The organism is Bradyrhizobium mercantei (assembly GCF_001982635.1).
In the GTDB taxonomy this organism is placed as follows: domain Bacteria; phylum Pseudomonadota; class Alphaproteobacteria; order Rhizobiales; family Xanthobacteraceae; genus Bradyrhizobium; species Bradyrhizobium mercantei.
Map to the genome: position 1 here is coordinate 738708 of NZ_MKFI01000002.1, position 14889 is coordinate 753596.

A 14889-nucleotide genomic window follows, 5' to 3' on the forward strand; every position below is an offset into this window, starting at 1 on the left:
TGCGGCCTCTTATTCGATCTGGGACGTGGGTGGAAGCCCATTCCGTTGGGTTTCACGCCGTGCGCCATGCATGCCACGACCGTTGCAGATGGAATATGACATGACTTCCTTCGGCGAAGCGGTTTTGGGGCATCACATGCAAGTCTGGTTTCTCTATCTCCTGGCGCTCGGCGCCGGCATCAGCGTCGCCACCCAGCAGGTCCTGAACGGCAATCTCAGGTCCGCCCTCAACTCGCCGGCCTGGGCCGGCCTCGTCAGCTATCTCGGCGGGCTGGTGACGATGGCGGTCGTGCTGGTCGCAACGCGCGAGCCGGTCCCGTCCTGGAAGCTGGTGACGGCCGTGCCGTGGTGGGCCTGGAGCGGCGGCATCCTCGGCGGCGTCTTCATCCTGCTGATGATCCTGCTGCTGCCGTCGCTCGGCGCCGCGACCCTGCTCGCGCTGGTGGTGGCGGGCCAGATGACCGCGGGCATCGCAATGGACCATTTCGGTCTGTTCGGGCTTGCCCAGCACCCCGTGTCGGTCTCACGACTAGCCGGCATCGCGTTGATCATCGGCGGCGTGCTTCTGATCAAGGATTGAGGACGCGCTCCGGTTATCCGCGGCGCATCAGCCGCAATTCGGCCGACAGGCGAAGGCTGCGCTTGCCGGCGAGTGCGATACCTTCGAGCTCGGCGCCATCCTCGCGGCACGAGCCGGAGAAGCCGATACCGACCTCATAACCGCCGAACACCGGATACTCGCCCTTCGCCGGCGTGTGCTCCTGGTTGACGATCTCGCCTCGCCAGCGCCCATCCGCGGACGAATACGAGCCGAGATAGTAGAAGAACGCATCGCCGCCGAGGATGCGGCCATCCATCAGCAGCATCACCCCGGTGAGGCCGGCGTCAACGCCGTCGAGGGCGCGGAGCTGGATGGAATAGAGCCCGTTGACGATGCCGCCCGGCCCGACCGCCCCGCGCGGCGGCAAGGCCTCATCATCGAGCGGCGCCAGATTCGCCCAGAACACGCCGTCCGGCATGGCGTCCGCCCTGCCCTCGAGCAGGATGGTCGAGCCTTCCGTCCTGCCCCGCACCTTGATGACCGCGACGTCGGCGCCCATCAGCGGCTTGAAGTTGGGATCGTCGTTGTGCCGCTCGGTAATCACCTCGGCGGCAATTTCGCCCTTCGTGACCTGATAGGTGCCGAGATGGGCGAAGGCCGAATTGCCGCCCATCATCCTGCCGTCGTGCAGGCACATGATGCTGCGGCCGAATGCGCCGTTGATGCCGTACTCGACCTTGTAGAGTCCGTTGAGCACGCAAAAAATCCAAAAAAATCAAATTGATTCTGTTCGCCACATAGCACCGGGCCGGAGGCCGCACCATTGGGTCTTTTGGCGCAGGCAAGCCCGCAATGTCCGGGTGTGGACACCGGCCGATTCGTCGCTTAGCTGTAGGCATCGCCCGCCTCGTGCTGCGTCCCGCGGGATCTATACTCCCTGTTCACTTCTCTCCAGTTCATTGCGTCCAGGCATTAGCGCATTCCGCCAATGATCGCGCGGCCGCATCCGGCCGCGACGCTGGCGCGAGGCTTCGAGGAGCATCACATGACCAATCGCTTTGGCCTGGCCGCCGCACTGGCGCTGCTGCTCGGCAGCGGTAGCGCTGCGCTGGCCCAGTCGCTGCCCGACTACATGGGGCCGATCTCCGGCAAGACCTCATCGACGCCGGCCGATGTCGCGACCAAGGATGTGCTCGCGCTCAACACCGGCATGTTCGAGCTCTATGGCGATGCGGCGCGGATCTTCCAGAAGAACATCCTCGACAAGCATCCGGTGATCCTCGGCCTGTTCTCCGGCGCCGGCGGCCGCCTGATCCTGTACCGGCCGGGCAAGCCGCCGACCGAGGCGCCGCAGGTGCCGATCGTCTATCAGCTGCTGAAATCGGTCGGCCACAGCACGATGGCGCTGGCCGAGGTGGTCGGCCCCTACGTCAACAATCCCGACGACAAGTCGTGGCGCGGCTCGATGCAGGCCTATCGCAGCCGGATGCAGTCGGCGCTCGACGGGCTCGATGCCACGGCGATGCAGGCGGACTGGCGCGACAACAACCGCGCCATCCTCAAGAACAACATCGCCTTCATGGATGAATGCCTCACCGCCGGCGCGATCCCGTTCGCGACGCTCGAGGCGTTCGGCAAGAAGCAGGCGCCGCTGCTCGCCAAGAACGTCGCCTGGGCCGCGCAGACCCAGGTCGCGCACTGGATGACCGTGATGGCCGACTGGAAGACCCAGCTCGGCGCCGACTGGGACAAGACCTATGCCGCCAGCAACACGATCTATGTGGCGCGGCAGAACAACGTGATCTTCAGCGTGCTGGCGCAGTTCTTCGGGCCTGATGCCATCAACAGCCGCCTGATGCTGATCGAGACGATCTCCTTCACCACGACGCCGGCGGACATGCTGGAGTCGCTGACCCGGATCATCGCCGACCGCTCGGTCGGCGCGCTGTTCTTCGGCAGCTACCATCTGATGGACTACGAACTGATGGGGGGCGACGCACGCGAGGCGATCATCGCCGAGACCAAGAAGCGCGGCATGACGGCCTTCCTGCCGCCGCTGGTGCCGTTCGGTTCCAAGCAATGGCCGGCGCTGATCACCCCGGGTCCGGGACCGGCCACCATCGCCGACCTCAAGTGAGGCCAAAGCTGAGCAGACTACGACCTATTGCGGCGTTGCGATCGCGTTCGCTTTGCCGCAATTCTTCTGCGTGCATTGTTCTAACTTATAAACCCCGGCGCGATATGCCGATAAAGCGTAGATGAGAGATCGAACCATGCGGCCTTCGCGACGCGAATTCGTGAAGTGGTTGTCGGCAGGCGGCATCTCGGTCAGCCTGTCGCATCTGGCGATCGCCAAGGAACCGGCGTTCGCGACCCGCGAGACGCTTCCCGGGCGCGGCCATTTCAATCCGGCGGCCAAGGGGGCCGGCCGCGTCGACGGCGTGGCCAAGGTCACCGGCGCAAAACTCTACGCCTCCGACTTTCGCGCCGCCGACATGCCGGGCTGGCCCGCGACCACCTCGCACGCCATCCTGGTCCGCGCCAACGACGCCACGCATGTCTATGCCGGGATGGACCTCGCCCGCCTCGATGGTCCGGCGAAGCCCTCGGTCGTCGTGACCGCTGCCGATCTCGACCGGATCGGCACAAGGGTGCCGGAGTTCTACACCGGCGATCTGTTTTGCCCCGTCGGCAAAACCCCGATCTATCTCGGTCAGCCGGTCGCACTGTTGATCTTCGAGCAGTTCGACGCCTTCGACCGCGCGCGCCTTGCGCTGCGCGACGTCGGCTTCGTCAGGTTCGGCGACGAAACCGGTCCGGTGATCCTGCCGAACTATGGCGCGTATCGCTTCACCCGGGTGGCCGGCGCGACGCCTGATGTGCCCGACGTCTATTCGCCGATCCAGGCCGGCTGGGTTTCGCCGAGCCGGATCCAGAACGCGGCGCTGCCGGTCTGGCTGCCGCTCGCCAAGGAGACCAAGGCCGACTACGCCAAGGCCGCGACCCACGGCGAAGCGATCCGTGCCGAGCTCAGCAAGGACGATCCATCGCAGCTCGTGCTCTACCGCGAGTTCGAGACCCAATCGGTCGATCCGATGTTCCTCGAACCGGAGAGCGGCCTCGCCTGGTACAGCGACAACAGCGGCAATCTCGAGCTGGTGCTCGGCGTGCAGTCGCCCTATGAGGCGACCGAGTCGATCGCCTTCATGCTCGGCAAGGCCCGCCCGCCGTTCCGCCCCTCGCACATCAACGCGCAGTTCGCCCATGTCGGCGGCGGCTTCGGCGGCCGCGACCATACGCCGTTCGTGCTTTACGTGGCGCTGGCGGCGATGTTCTTGCCGGGACGGCCGGTGCGGCTGGCGCAGGACCGCTACCAGCAATTCCAGGGCGGCATCAAACGCCACCCGATCAAGATGCGCTCGCAGATCGGGATCGATCGCAAGAGCGGCAAGATCACGGCATTCGCCGCCGATCATGTGCTCGACGGCGGCGGCCTCGCCAATTTCTCCGCCAACGTCTCGGTGGTTGCCGCGACCGCCGCGATCGGCATCTACGACATCCCGAAGGTCGACGTCACCACCGTGGCGCTGCATTCGCGCGGCGTGACCGCCGGCTCGATGCGCGGCTACGGCACGCTGCAGACCATGACCGCGCTCGAAGTCCTGATCGATGAGGCGGCCAGCGAGCTCAAGGTCGATCCGATCGCATTCCGCCGCAACAATGCGTTGAAGCAGAACGGCCGGACCATGACCGGCAATCCCTACATCGTCTCGGTGCGCACATCAGACATCCTCGACAAGCTCGAGACACATCCGATCTGGCAGCAGCGCGCCGACTTCAAGCAGAAGGCGCCGGAAGGACGGCTGGTCGGCACCGGCCTCGCCTGCGTCACCAAGGATTACGGCTCGGGTGCGGATTGCTCGCTCGGCCGGGTCGAGATCGATCCCGAGGGACGGATCGCGATCCACTGTGATCACGTCGAGATGGGCAATGGCGTCGGTACGGCGCTCGCCAACCGGGTCGCAGGCCATCTCGGCGGCATTGCCGAAGAGGTCGCGGTGTCCCGGGTCGACAGCTATGACGCGCTCGGGCTCATCACCTCCGGCGATCCCTACACGATGGATCAGAAGACCCAGGATCGCGCCGAGAAGAACCCGCGCTGGGTGCCCGCGATCAGCTCGGCGACCAGCGCCTCGATCGGCGCCCATGTCGGCACGCATTCCTCGGCCGAGGCGGCCCGCGTCATTTTCCGCTTCGGCCTGTGGCCGGCGGCGCTCGAGCTCTGGCACATCGGCAAGGCCGATCCCCGCGCCCGGCAATGGGATAAGGCACGCTGGCGGGACGGGCAGCTCGTGCTCGACGATCTCGCGCCGCTGCCGTTGCCGCAGCTTGCCGCGACCGCGCATGCGCGCAGCTTCGTCACCGGCGCAATCGCGCACAGCTTCTCGCGCTGGGCCTGGTCGCGCGCGCGCTTCCCGCTGTTCGGCGAGCAGTACCGTGCCGAGATCGACGCGCTCGCTGTTCGCCGCGGCCGAAGCGAGTTCGAGCGGATCGACCGCGTTAGCGTGAAATTCCCGCCGACCGACAACAACCGGATCGGTACCGCCTACACCTCGATGTGCGGCACGCTGGTGCGCGTCGAGATCGAGCGTGCGACCGGCATCTTGCGCATCGCCAAGGCCTACAGCGTGTTCGAATGCGGCCAGGCGCTGGTGCCCGAGGTGGTGCTCGGCCAGTCGCATGGCGGCTTTGCCATGGGCGTCGGCTACGCGCTGCTCGAAACCCTGCCGCCGTTCGAAGGCGGCCCCGGCAACGGGCAGTGGAATCTCGGCCAGTATTTGATCGCGCGCGGCTCCGACCTGCCGCTGCACGATCTCGAGATCGAGATGCTGCCGCCGCTGACGCCGGACGAGCCGCCCAAGGGCATGGCCGAGGTGGTGATGATCCCGATCGTGCCGGCGCTGCTCAACGCCATCAACGATGCCACCGGCCACCGTTTCCGCTCATTGCCGGTGACATCAGCCCTGCTCAAGGGAGCGCTTGCGTGACGACGCTCAACCTCACCATCAATGGCGAGAGGCACGGCCCGATCGAGGTCCGCGACGACCTCTCGATGAACGATTTCCTTCGGGAAATGCTCGGCATGACCGGCACCAAATTCGGCTGCGGCGCCGCGCAATGCCTGAGCTGCGCGGTGATCATCGATAACCCCGACGGCACCAGCTACACCACGCCGACCTGCATCGTGCCGGCGGCGAATTTCGACGGCATGGCGATCCGCACCGTCGAGGGCCACGCCAAGGACGGCGAGCTCTCCGCGTTGCAGCGCGCCTTCATCGACCACTTCGCTTTCCAGTGCGGCTATTGCACGGCCGGCTTCCTCAACGAGGGCCAGGTGCTGCTCGAACGGCTGGCGAAGGCGCCGGTGGCGCGGGACCAGCTCGAGACCGTGATTGCGGATGCGCTCGACGGCCATCTGTGCCGCTGCACCGGCTACATCAAATATCACCAGGCGGTGCGCGACGTGATCCTCGCCGATTCCAAACGCTATTTGACCGCCAACAAGTGAGCCCGCGAGCAATGCCATCGGAAACGCGGTTTCGGATCATTGCGGTGCTCACCGCGCTGGCGACCAGCCTGTGCGCCGGCTATGCGGCGTCGGAGAGCGCGAGCCACGCCCTCGCCTCGCCGGAAAGCTTTGCTGGGATCGAGAATGTCGAGCAGCGCTCCGCGGCGATCTTCACCGAGCTCGGCAAGGTCCTGACCCATCCGCGCTGCACCAACTGCCATCCCGCCGGCGACAGCCCGCGCCAGGGCGACATCAGCCGCATGCACCAGCCGCCGGTCACGCGCGGCGCCGACGGCCACGGCACCAGCGCGATGCGCTGCTCGATCTGCCACCAGCACGCCAACTTCGATCCCGGCCGCGTGCCGGGCCACCCGGAATGGCATCTCGCACCGCGTGAGATGGCGTGGGCCGGCAAGACGGTCGGCGAGATCTGCGCGCAGATCCGGGATCCCGCGCGCAATGGCGGCCGCAAGGTCGAGGAGCTGATCGAGCATATCGGCAAGGACACGCTGGTCGGCTGGGCCTGGCATCCGGGCTTCGGCCGCTCGCCGGCACCGGGCACGCAGGCGCAGGCCGGCGCGCTGGTCGAGGCCTGGGTGAAGACCGGCGCCGCCTGCCCGGCGCCGTGAGCGCATGATCCGGAAAAGTGCGCAGCGGTTTTCCGATAAGACCATGCGCAAATAAAGAGCGCACAAATTCAGTGGCGCTTGAAATACTGCACGTCGCGCTCGTGCTTCTCCGCCGCCGCGCGTGACTTGAAGGTGCCGAGATTGCGGCGCTTGCCGGTCTTCGGATTGACCTTGCGGGAATACAGCCGGTACTCGCCGGAACGCAGTTTGCGGATCATGAGTTCGCCTCGCCAACACGTTTCGCAGCTCAACGAGATGCTGCGGCGAGCGTTCCTAGAAGCAGAGATTGGTCACCGGATTGCCGCGCTTGTCCTTGATGACGTACGGACAGCGGGCGCGCTCCAGCGCCTTCTTGGCATCCTCGTCGCCGAGCGCGGCCGCTCGCTCGTAGTAGGCTTTTGCGGCATCGCTATCCTTCGGCCCGCCGCGGCCGGCCTGCGAAAAGGCGCCCATCCGCTCCAGCGCGCCCGCATGGTTCTGTGCCGCCGCCTTCTCGAACAGCGCCCGCGCGCCGGCATCGTCCTGCGCGCCGCCCTTGCCCTCGGCCAGCATCATGCCGAGCTGGTACTGCGCCTCCGCATTGGTCTCGGCCGACTTGGCGAGCAGTTCGCGCGCGCGTGCCGGATCAGCCGCCGCGCTGCCGCCGAGTGCGGCGAGATTGCTGACGCCGCGCGCATTGCCGGCCTGCGCCGCGCGCTCGAACAATTTGCGCGCCTGCGCCTCGTCCTTGGCGACGCCGGTGCCGTTGCCGTAGAGCACGCCGAGCTCGACCATCGCCGATGTCGAGCCCTTGTCGGCGGCCTTGCGCCAGGCGCTTGCGGCTTCTCCGGTCTGCCGGTTGGCGGCATAGGCACGGCCGAGTTCATACATCGCGCGGCGCGATGATCTTGCCGCCACCGCGCAGTATTTGATCGCGGTCGCGACATCAGCCGACGCGATCTCGGACACACCCTTCACGTCGGCCGGCTTGTCGGGATCGGTGGGATCGGCGGCGAGCCGGTCGCACAGCACGAGGTCCGCCGATTGCGCGTGAACCAGCACGGGCGCGGCCAGCGCTGCGACGACGATGATGGCTTGGAAGGGTTTGAACATGGGCGGCAGGTTGCGTCGCGGGACGGGCAAATTCAAGGCTCGAGCCCGGTCTCGCGCAGCACCGGCGCGACATCGGCGGATGAAAGGTAGCGCAGCAGATGATCCGCGGCCCCTGCGCGCTGCGCTGCCGTCATGCGGCCGGCGGAGAATACCGCCGGTGTCTGCAAATTCGGGGGAATTGGCCCGACGACCTCGATACCGTCGATCTGCTTCAGCTCGCTGATCTGCTGGATCGCAAGATCGGCTTCGCCGCTGACGAGCTTCGCCGCGGTGAAGCCCACCGGGATGATCACCGCGCGCGCGTTGATTTCGGCGGCGATGCCGAGCCGCTCGATCAGCCGCGCGAACAGGATGCCGCTGGCGCCGAGCCGCGAATAGGCTACCGCGCGAGCACCGAGCAGTGCCGTCCGCAGCGCGGCTTCCGTTGCGATGTCGGGATGCGCCGCGCCCGCTTTGACCGCGACACCGACATAGGAGCGCGCGAGGTCGACGGCACTTTCCGGCGCAACGCGGCCCTCGCCGATCATCTCGTCGAGGCCTTCGCGGGTCAGGATCACAAGGTCGGCCCCCTCACCGCCGCGCAGGCGTTCGAGCAATGCCAGCGTCGGTGCGAAGTCGGCATCGATCGCAACACCGCTCGTCGCCTGATAGGTCTCGGCAAGGCGCGCGACCGCGCCCTTCAGCGCCAGCGTCGAGAGCACGCGAACCGAATGGCCCATTCCGCTCATGCCCGCCGCATCAGCTTGAGCGCGGCCGTGAGGCGCAGGCTGCGCTTGCCGGCAAGCGCGGTCGCCTCCAGCACGGCACCCTCCGCATCGCAAGTGCCGGCAAAGCCGATGCCGACCTCGTGGCCGCCGAAGATCGGGTTCTCGCCCATCGCCGAAGTGTGCTCCTGGTTGAGGATCTGGCCCTTCCAGCGGCCTTTCTCCGAGGTGTAGGTGCCGAGATAGTAGAAGTGCGCGTCGCCGCCAAGGATGCGGCCGTGGTTCAGCAGCATCACCCCGGTGAGGCCGCCATCAACCCCATCGAGCACGCGGATTTGGATCGAATAGAGCCCGTTGATGACGCCGCCCTCGCCGACCCCGCCGGCTATCGGGATGTCCTCCTCAGTGATCGGTGTCATCACCGACTGGAACGGGACGCCCGGCAATTCCTTCAGCTCGCCCTTGAAACGGTAGAGATCGCCGTCCGGCCATCCCTTGGCGATCAGCGTCGCGTCATCGGTGCCGGCCATCGCGCGGTAGTTCGGATCGGGATTGTGACGGACGGTCTGGATCTCGACCGCGACGTCGTCGCCGGCCTTCTCATAGGTACCGATATGGGCGAAGGCGGAATTGCCGCCGAGCATCTTGCCGTCGCCGACATACATCACGCTGCGGCCGACAGAGCCGCCCAGTTCGAACCGGACCTTGTAAAATCCCTCAAACAAGCGCCGCGTCCCCGGCAGCCAAGATGCAATCGTTATCTAGCGCGGTTCATAACGCCACGAAACCGCTTTCGGCGGAAGGCCGCCGGCAAAGACTGTCGCCAAAATGCAAGGGTCCGCCAAGGCAGTCGCCCTGGCGGACCCGATTGCGGTACCGGATGGCTCATCCGGGTCCGGCTGGCTGCTTAGGCGGCAGCCTTGGCGCCAGTCGGAACCTCGGAGATCGTCTTCAGGATCTGCGAAGCGATCTGGTAGGGGTCGCCCTGGGAGTTCGGGCGGCGGTCTTCCAGATAGCCCTTGTAGCCATTGTTGACAAAGGAGTGCGGCACGCGGATCGAGGCACCACGGTCAGCCACGCCATAGCTGAACTTGTTCCACGGCGCGGTCTCGTGCTTGCCGGTCAGACGCTTGTCGTTGTCCGGGCCGTAGACGGCGATGTGGTCCATCAGGTTCTTGTCGAAGGCCTTCATCAGGGCTTCGAAATAGTCCTTGCCGCCGACTTCGCGCATGTACTTGGTCGAGAAGTTGGCGTGCATGCCCGAGCCGTTCCAGTCGGTGTCGCCGAGCGGCTTGCAGTGGAATTCGATGTCGATGCCGTAGCTCTCGGTGAGACGCAGCATCAGATAGCGAGCCATCCACATCTGGTCAGCGGCGGTCTTGGAGCCCTTACCGAAGATCTGGAATTCCCACTGGCCCTTGGCCACTTCGGCGTTGATGCCTTCGTGGTTGATGCCGGCGGCGAGGCAGAGGTTGAGATGCTCTTCCACGATCTTGCGGGCGACGCTGCCGACGTTCGAATAGCCGACGCCGGTGTAGTACGGACCCTGCGGCGCGGGATAACCGGCCTCCGGGAAGCCGAGCGGACGGCCGTCCTTGTAGAAGAAATACTCCTGCTCGAAGCCGAACCAGGCGCCTTCGTCGTCCAGGATGGTGGCGCGCTTGTTCGAGACATGCGGCGTCTTGCCGTCGGGCATCATGACTTCGCACATCACCAGCACGCCGTTCTCGCGCGCGGCGTCGGGATAGCAGGCGACCGGCTTCAGCACGCAGTCAGAGCTGTGGCCTTCAGCCTGCTGGGTGGACGAACCGTCAAAGCCCCACAGCGGAAGCTGTTCGAGGGTCGGGAACGACGCGAATTCCTTGATCTGCGTCTTACCGCGCAGGCTCGGCGTCGGCGTATATCCGTCGAGCCAGATATACTCGAGCTTGTACTTGGTCATTGAACCTCTCTGTTGATGATGCAAAACCGTGAGGAACCGAAAGCCAGTCGGCCGCCGCACGCGTACCCGGCCACCATCGGCCGGCTCTTACTAAGCAATTAAAATGCCAGTCGCTGCACCGCGGGACTGCCGAGCCTGCGGATGTCCACAGCGGACATCGCATTTTTAGCTGCGACATAGCAGCGCGGCTGGCATGCGCCGTGATCAGCCAAAATCTTCTCTCCGCCGCCTCCGCCGCCCGTTTCTGCAGCAAATTCGGCTACGGCACCTGCCGCCGATTAATGCGACGGCAGCGTCATGTGACAGTTCGTGTCCAACCGCCAGGCGCCCAGCAACTATCGCCGCGGCTCAAGCGTTAGTCAGCTACATCCTGCCTCACAGGAAGCAAACCCAGACTTGCCTACGAATTGGACAGATACTGACTATTTATTGAGCACTTGCAGCCCGCCAGGCCCGGACCGATGTTGAAAGCACGGTAACCACACGCGAATGAGTCGGGCGCACCATGGAGGCTCGCTCCGGCCAAAGGAGACTTTGACATGATCACCACGGGCCAAAATCAGGGATCGGCAACGATCTATCAATTCCCGGCAGGGGGCCGCGCGGCTCTCGGCGGGCGCCGCTACGGCGAAGCGCGGTCAGCGCGCGACCTTGCCACTGAAGTCGAGACCTCGGCATGCAGCGAGAGCTGGTACCATCAGGCCGCGATCGATGACGCCAAGCCGAGCCGCGACCACTGATGCCGAGGCAACAGAGAGGCATGACGCAAAAACGTCAGCAAGCAGCAGAGCAATAGAGAAGGGTCGAAACGAAGCGTTTCGGCCCTTTTTTCATGCCGGTCGTTTCATACCAGCTCGCAGGCCGTGGCCGGCCGCTTTGCATGGCGCAGCCTGGTCAGCCCGGCCCGGTTGATCTCGAGCGTGACCCCACCGCCCCTGTAACGCGTGCCCGTCAGCGACAGACGCTTCGTCAGCGTCACCGCCTTGCCGTCGAGCTGCAGATGCGCACGCGTATCCCCGTTGAAGAACGCAGCGATGAACTGCGTGCCGTCGGCACAGCGATAATTCCGGAACGCGGATTGCGCTGACGCAGCCGAGGAACCAAGAGCCTCGAAAAGAATTGCGCCGATTAAAATGGCGCACTGGCGATAAGTCATATTCTCCCCCCGAGAGGCCGGTTATAGACCTGTCTGCGCCAACACTCCCGCGCCAAAGATTGAGCCAAGACCTCAACAGCTGCAACAGGTCCGCCCGATGTCAGAAACCCCTGCCCGTCACCTCAATCTCGCCGGCGCCAGCAATTTTCGCGACCTCGGCGGTTACCAGACGCGTGACGGCCGGACGGTGCGCTGGCGGCAGATCTTCCGCTCCAACCATCTGGCGCATCTCACCGAGCGGGACGTCGAGGTCGTGCGCTCCCTCGGGGTCAAAAGCGCCTTCGATTTCCGCGGCGTCGCCGAGCGCGCCGAGGCGCTGTGCGGCATGAGCGACGTCACGGTACATTCGCTGCCGGTCGAGCCGACGGTGGTGGCGTCGCTGCGCGAGATCGCCAGCAACCGGCAACTGTCCGAAGCCGATGCGATCGACGTGATGCGGGATTCCTATCGCGGCTATGTGCAGGACAACACGCCGCGTTATCGCTCGCTGTTTGCCCATCTGCTCGAAGACCGTGCGCCGCTGGTGATCCACTGCACCGCCGGCAAGGATCGCACCGGCTTTGCCTGCGCGCTGATCCTGCACGCACTCGGCGTGTCCGAGCAGGTGATCGCGGACGACTATCTCCTGACCAATCAGTTCTACAAGCGCGACCCGGCGCACAGCACCGAGCTGCCCGACGACGTCAAGCAGGTGCTCGGCACAGTCCGCGCGGCGTTCCTGGAGGCTGCGTTCGAGGCGATCGATGCCGACTATGGCGGCCTCGACGGTTATTTCCGCGAAGGCCTCGGGCTCGGCCAGGTCGAGCGCAAGGCGCTTGAAGGCCGCTATCTGCAGGCCTGATCGGTTCGCGCGCGAGCGTTTTCGAGCGAAGTGGACACCGGTTCGCGTGAAGAAAACGCGGCCGAGACGAGAATCTAGAGCTTCGGTTCTGATTCCATCAGAACCGAAAGCTCTAGGCCGCAGCGGCCTCGAGCTCGAGCTCAGCATCGAGATCGGCGATCACGTCCTCGAACGCCGAGATCGCCTGCTGGATCGCAGCGATCTGCATCAATTCCCAACTGCCCACCGGCCCCTTGCGATTCTGAAGCGCTACGACGAGATCGCGCCGCTGTTCTTTAAGCTGAACGAGCGGTAAACCGTGATCCGGAAGATTTCCCATTGCAAAACCCCTACCGTGGCTGGAGTTCCGCTTCTACGGAAAGGGTTCTGCAAACGACTTACAGAACTGCTGCAAATTTTATCCAACCGGCCTCCCCCCGTAGTCTTACGTAGTCAGGACGACGAGTTTGCGCTGCGTGCCACCGCATCGTTGATCGCACCGAGCAGCGCTTGAGTGACACAATCGGTCGCCCACTCGCTCGTATGGAGATGCTCCTGCGCACCGTCATCGAGTTCGGAGAGCGGAATTCCGGCATCGACCCATTGCTTCATCAGCGCAAAGCGGCGGAACAGGTTGACTTTCCTGCTTGCGGCGACGTCGGCGATCATTGGCATGAACTGGTTGGCGAGCTTGAGCACGTCGGGCGTGCCGATGATTGCCTGGGTGTACTGCGAATCCATCACCACAACGTCCAGCGGCAGCCCGGCGAGCACATCGAGTCCTGCCTCGAATGTCGCCTGCACCTGATCGAAATTGTAGTTCCTGTACACGGCGTTGGTGCCGACCTGCCAGATTACCATCACCGGTGCTTCAGCGATGACGTCGGACTCGATGCGCGCGAACTCTTCCGGCGCCTCTTGCCCGCCGATCCCCCGGTTGATGATGTCGATCATCCGGCCAAAGGACTGCTTCTGGCTTCGCCATAAGATCTCCAGCCGTGGCGGAAATGGGAGGACTTTGTCGGCCCCCGCGGTCGATGACGAGCCGAGGGCAACGATCTTGATCTTGCGTTCGCGCTCGAGCGCTTGCGCAAGATGCGGCAATCCGTAACTGAACTTGACGAGCTCGGGATGGGTTTCGCACGGCCTTTGTGTCGGCATCACAAACATCCTTGACGCGAATGAACTAATGAATGCGCGCAGTAGGAGACGAAATCGGCGGCATTGCAAATGAATTCCGCCTGATCATAGTGGACGGCAGCCTGTCGTGCGTACGGAGACTGCCATGAACGGAAAAGCCATCGTCATCACCGGCGCCCTCGGCGCGCTCGGCAAAGTGGTCGCCGAACAGGCGCTGGCGCGCGGCGCGCGCGTCGCCGGCATCGATCATGCTGCCTCGCAGCTAGCGGCGACGGCAGACCGTATCGAACTCGGCGGCGTCGATCTCACCGACACTGCGCAGGCAGCGGCCGCAATCGACAAGGCGGCCGCGCATTTCGGCCGGCTCGACGGGCTGATCAACATCGCCGGCGGGTTTACCTTCGAAGCAATCAGCGACGGCGATCCTGCGACCTGGCAGCGCATGTACGCGATGAACGTGATGACCGCGTTCAACACGTCGCGCGCCGCCATCCCGCATCTCACCAAGTCCGGCGCCGGACGCATCATCAATATCGGCGCGCTCGGCGCCTTGCAGGCGGCATCCGGCATGGGTCCCTATGCCGCCTCGAAGGCCGGCGTGCATCGCCTGACCGAGTCGCTCGCCGCGGAACTCAAGGGCAAGGTCACGGTCAACGCCGTGCTGCCCTCGATCATCGACACCGCGGCCAATCGCGCCGCGATGCCGAAGGCCGATATCTCCAAATGGGTGACGCCGAAGGAGCTCGCCGAGGTGATCTTGTTCCTCGCCAGCGACGCCGCAAGCGCCGTCACCGGCGCGCTGCTGCCGGTCAACGGGCGGGTTTAGTCAGCCACCAACAGCCGCAGCTTCGATCTGAAGCGGATGCTCTGCTTGCCGGCGAGCGCCATGCCGTCGCCCTCTGCGGTCTGATCGGTGTAGGTGCCGGTGAAGCCGATGGTGACCACCTTGCGTTCCCACACCGGGCGTTCGCCATAGGTCGGCGAATGCTCCTCATTGGTGACCTCGCCCTTCCATTTGCCGTCGGCCGCGGTGTAGCTGCCATGGGCAAAGAAGAATGAGTCCCCGCCACGCATTTGGCCGTCGCGCAGCACCATGACGCCCTGGTTGCCGCCAGAGACGCCGTCGAGAAATTCGACGGTGATGTGATAGAGCCCGTTCCGGATCATGCAATGGTCGCGCCGTTGTCCCCGGCCTCACAATAGCCGCTCGGGCGAACTTTGAGCAAATTCCGTCCGCATCGGCAGGGCTCTTTCCGGGTTATGCTGCTGTCATGAGTCGCGGCCAAACTGCCGCTG

Annotated in this window: 17 protein-coding genes; 8 read left to right on the forward strand and 9 right to left on the reverse strand. The window is 64.9% G+C overall.

The window, feature by feature from the left end:
• Positions 1–136: 136 nt before the first annotated feature.
• The gene (locus tag BI327_RS10995) at positions 137–580 is read left to right on the forward strand and encodes a DMT family transporter (protein ID WP_076860744.1); all 444 of its coding nucleotides are present in this window, start codon (positions 137–139) and stop codon (positions 578–580) included.
• Positions 581–593: 13 nt separating this feature from the next.
• On the opposite strand, the gene BI327_RS11000 is transcribed toward BI327_RS10995, so the two are convergent.
• The gene (locus tag BI327_RS11000; protein ID WP_076860261.1) at positions 594–1298 is read right to left on the reverse strand and encodes a GrlR family regulatory protein; all 705 of its coding nucleotides are present in this window, start codon (positions 1296–1298) and stop codon (positions 594–596) included.
• A 288-nt stretch (positions 1299–1586) separates the two neighbouring features.
• Here BI327_RS11000 and BI327_RS11005 point away from each other — a divergent pair, with 288 nt between their 5' ends.
• The 4 genes from BI327_RS11005 to BI327_RS11020 all read left to right on the forward strand — a co-directional run bounded on the left by BI327_RS11005 (position 1587) and on the right by BI327_RS11020 (position 6739).
• A complete protein-coding gene (locus tag BI327_RS11005; protein ID WP_076860745.1) occupies positions 1587–2678 on the forward strand; it encodes a hypothetical protein in 1092 nt (363 codons plus the stop codon).
• A 136-nt stretch (positions 2679–2814) separates the two neighbouring features.
• Entirely contained in the window at positions 2815–5589 is a 2775-nt protein-coding gene (locus tag BI327_RS11010; RefSeq protein WP_076860262.1) for a xanthine dehydrogenase family protein molybdopterin-binding subunit, read from the forward strand.
• Positions 5586–6110, forward strand: a complete 525-nt coding sequence (locus tag BI327_RS11015) for a (2Fe-2S)-binding protein (protein ID WP_076860263.1) — start codon at positions 5586–5588, stop codon at positions 6108–6110. Before BI327_RS11010 ends, BI327_RS11015 begins: the two co-directional genes overlap by 4 nt.
• 11 nt (positions 6111–6121) lie before the next feature.
• Positions 6122–6739 (forward strand): Isoquinoline 1-oxidoreductase subunit, encoded by a 618-nt coding sequence (locus tag BI327_RS11020; RefSeq protein WP_076860264.1) that lies wholly within the window; start codon positions 6122–6124, stop codon positions 6737–6739.
• Positions 6740–6807: 68 nt separating this feature from the next.
• On the opposite strand, the gene BI327_RS41295 is transcribed toward BI327_RS11020, so the two are convergent.
• The 5 genes from BI327_RS41295 to BI327_RS11040 form a co-directional block, all read right to left on the reverse strand.
• Positions 6808–6957, reverse strand: coding sequence for a hypothetical protein (locus BI327_RS41295; protein WP_016843021.1), 150 nt, complete (start codon positions 6955–6957; stop codon positions 6808–6810).
• Positions 6958–7012: 55 nt separating this feature from the next.
• Positions 7013–7831 (reverse strand): tetratricopeptide repeat protein, encoded by an 819-nt coding sequence (locus BI327_RS11025; RefSeq protein WP_076860265.1) that lies wholly within the window; start codon positions 7829–7831, stop codon positions 7013–7015.
• Positions 7832–7863: 32 nt separating this feature from the next.
• Positions 7864–8550: a substrate-binding domain-containing protein gene (locus BI327_RS11030; protein WP_076860266.1), complete on the reverse strand. Its 687-nt coding sequence runs from the start codon at positions 8548–8550 to the stop codon at positions 7864–7866.
• Between the two features lie 5 nt (positions 8551–8555).
• Entirely contained in the window at positions 8556–9260 is a 705-nt protein-coding gene (locus BI327_RS11035) for a GrlR family regulatory protein (protein WP_076860267.1), read from the reverse strand.
• Positions 9261–9442: 182 nt separating this feature from the next.
• On the reverse strand, positions 9443–10477 hold the full coding sequence (locus BI327_RS11040; RefSeq protein WP_076860268.1) for a glutamine synthetase beta-grasp domain-containing protein: 1035 nt from the start codon (positions 10475–10477) through the stop codon (positions 9443–9445).
• 539 nt (positions 10478–11016) lie between these two features.
• On the opposite strand from BI327_RS11040, the gene BI327_RS11045 reads away from it, so the two are divergent.
• Positions 11017–11217 (forward strand): DUF2735 domain-containing protein, encoded by a 201-nt coding sequence (locus tag BI327_RS11045; RefSeq protein ID WP_076860269.1) that lies wholly within the window; start codon positions 11017–11019, stop codon positions 11215–11217.
• Positions 11218–11321: 104 nt separating this feature from the next.
• On the opposite strand, the gene BI327_RS11050 is transcribed toward BI327_RS11045, so the two are convergent.
• Entirely contained in the window at positions 11322–11633 is a 312-nt protein-coding gene (locus BI327_RS11050; protein ID WP_076860270.1) for an MliC family protein, read from the reverse strand.
• Positions 11634–11730: 97 nt separating this feature from the next.
• On the opposite strand from BI327_RS11050, the gene BI327_RS11055 reads away from it, so the two are divergent.
• Positions 11731–12474 carry a tyrosine-protein phosphatase gene (locus BI327_RS11055; RefSeq protein WP_076860271.1) on the forward strand — a complete coding sequence of 248 codons (744 nt, stop codon included), beginning with the start codon at positions 11731–11733 and terminating at the stop codon, positions 12472–12474.
• Between the two features lie 432 nt (positions 12475–12906).
• On the opposite strand, the gene BI327_RS11065 is transcribed toward BI327_RS11055, so the two are convergent.
• On the reverse strand, positions 12907–13623 hold the full coding sequence (locus BI327_RS11065) for an SGNH/GDSL hydrolase family protein (protein ID WP_245334769.1): 717 nt from the start codon (positions 13621–13623) through the stop codon (positions 12907–12909).
• Between the two features lie 115 nt (positions 13624–13738).
• Between BI327_RS11065 and fabG the strand changes: the two genes are divergently transcribed.
• On the forward strand, positions 13739–14419 hold the full coding sequence (gene fabG, locus BI327_RS11070) for a 3-oxoacyl-ACP reductase FabG (protein WP_076860272.1): 681 nt from the start codon (positions 13739–13741) through the stop codon (positions 14417–14419).
• Here fabG and BI327_RS11075 read toward each other — a convergent pair.
• Positions 14416–14760, reverse strand: a complete 345-nt coding sequence (locus BI327_RS11075) for a GrlR family regulatory protein (protein ID WP_050401415.1) — start codon at positions 14758–14760, stop codon at positions 14416–14418. The two genes, fabG and BI327_RS11075, sit on opposite strands and share 4 nt — an antisense overlap.
• Positions 14761–14889 lie beyond the last annotated feature (129 nt).

Excerpts from the sequence above, each read along its gene's own strand:
- BI327_RS10995 (WP_076860744.1), top strand. The coding sequence starts at position 137 with ATGCAAGTCTGGTTTCTCTATCTCCTGGCGCTCGGCGCCGGCATCAGC.
- BI327_RS11005 (WP_076860745.1), top strand. The coding sequence starts at position 1,587 with ATGACCAATCGCTTTGGCCTGGCCGCCGCACTGGCGCTGCTGCTCGGC.
- BI327_RS11010 (WP_076860262.1), top strand. The coding sequence starts at position 2,815 with ATGCGGCCTTCGCGACGCGAATTCGTGAAGTGGTTGTCGGCAGGCGGC.
- BI327_RS11020 (WP_076860264.1), top strand. The coding sequence starts at position 6,122 with ATGCCATCGGAAACGCGGTTTCGGATCATTGCGGTGCTCACCGCGCTG.
- BI327_RS41295 (WP_016843021.1), bottom strand. The coding sequence starts at position 6,957 with ATGATCCGCAAACTGCGTTCCGGCGAGTACCGGCTGTATTCCCGCAAG.
- BI327_RS11025 (WP_076860265.1), bottom strand. The coding sequence starts at position 7,831 with ATGTTCAAACCCTTCCAAGCCATCATCGTCGTCGCAGCGCTGGCCGCG.
- BI327_RS11030 (WP_076860266.1), bottom strand. The coding sequence starts at position 8,550 with ATGGGCCATTCGGTTCGCGTGCTCTCGACGCTGGCGCTGAAGGGCGCG.
- BI327_RS11040 (WP_076860268.1), bottom strand. The coding sequence starts at position 10,477 with ATGACCAAGTACAAGCTCGAGTATATCTGGCTCGACGGATATACGCCG.
- BI327_RS11045 (WP_076860269.1), top strand. The coding sequence starts at position 11,017 with ATGATCACCACGGGCCAAAATCAGGGATCGGCAACGATCTATCAATTC.
- BI327_RS11050 (WP_076860270.1), bottom strand. The coding sequence starts at position 11,633 with ATGACTTATCGCCAGTGCGCCATTTTAATCGGCGCAATTCTTTTCGAG.
- BI327_RS11055 (WP_076860271.1), top strand. The coding sequence starts at position 11,731 with ATGTCAGAAACCCCTGCCCGTCACCTCAATCTCGCCGGCGCCAGCAAT.
- BI327_RS11065 (WP_245334769.1), bottom strand. The coding sequence starts at position 13,623 with ATGTTTGTGATGCCGACACAAAGGCCGTGCGAAACCCATCCCGAGCTC.
- fabG (WP_076860272.1), top strand. The coding sequence starts at position 13,739 with ATGAACGGAAAAGCCATCGTCATCACCGGCGCCCTCGGCGCGCTCGGC.
- BI327_RS11075 (WP_050401415.1), bottom strand. The coding sequence starts at position 14,760 with ATGATCCGGAACGGGCTCTATCACATCACCGTCGAATTTCTCGACGGC.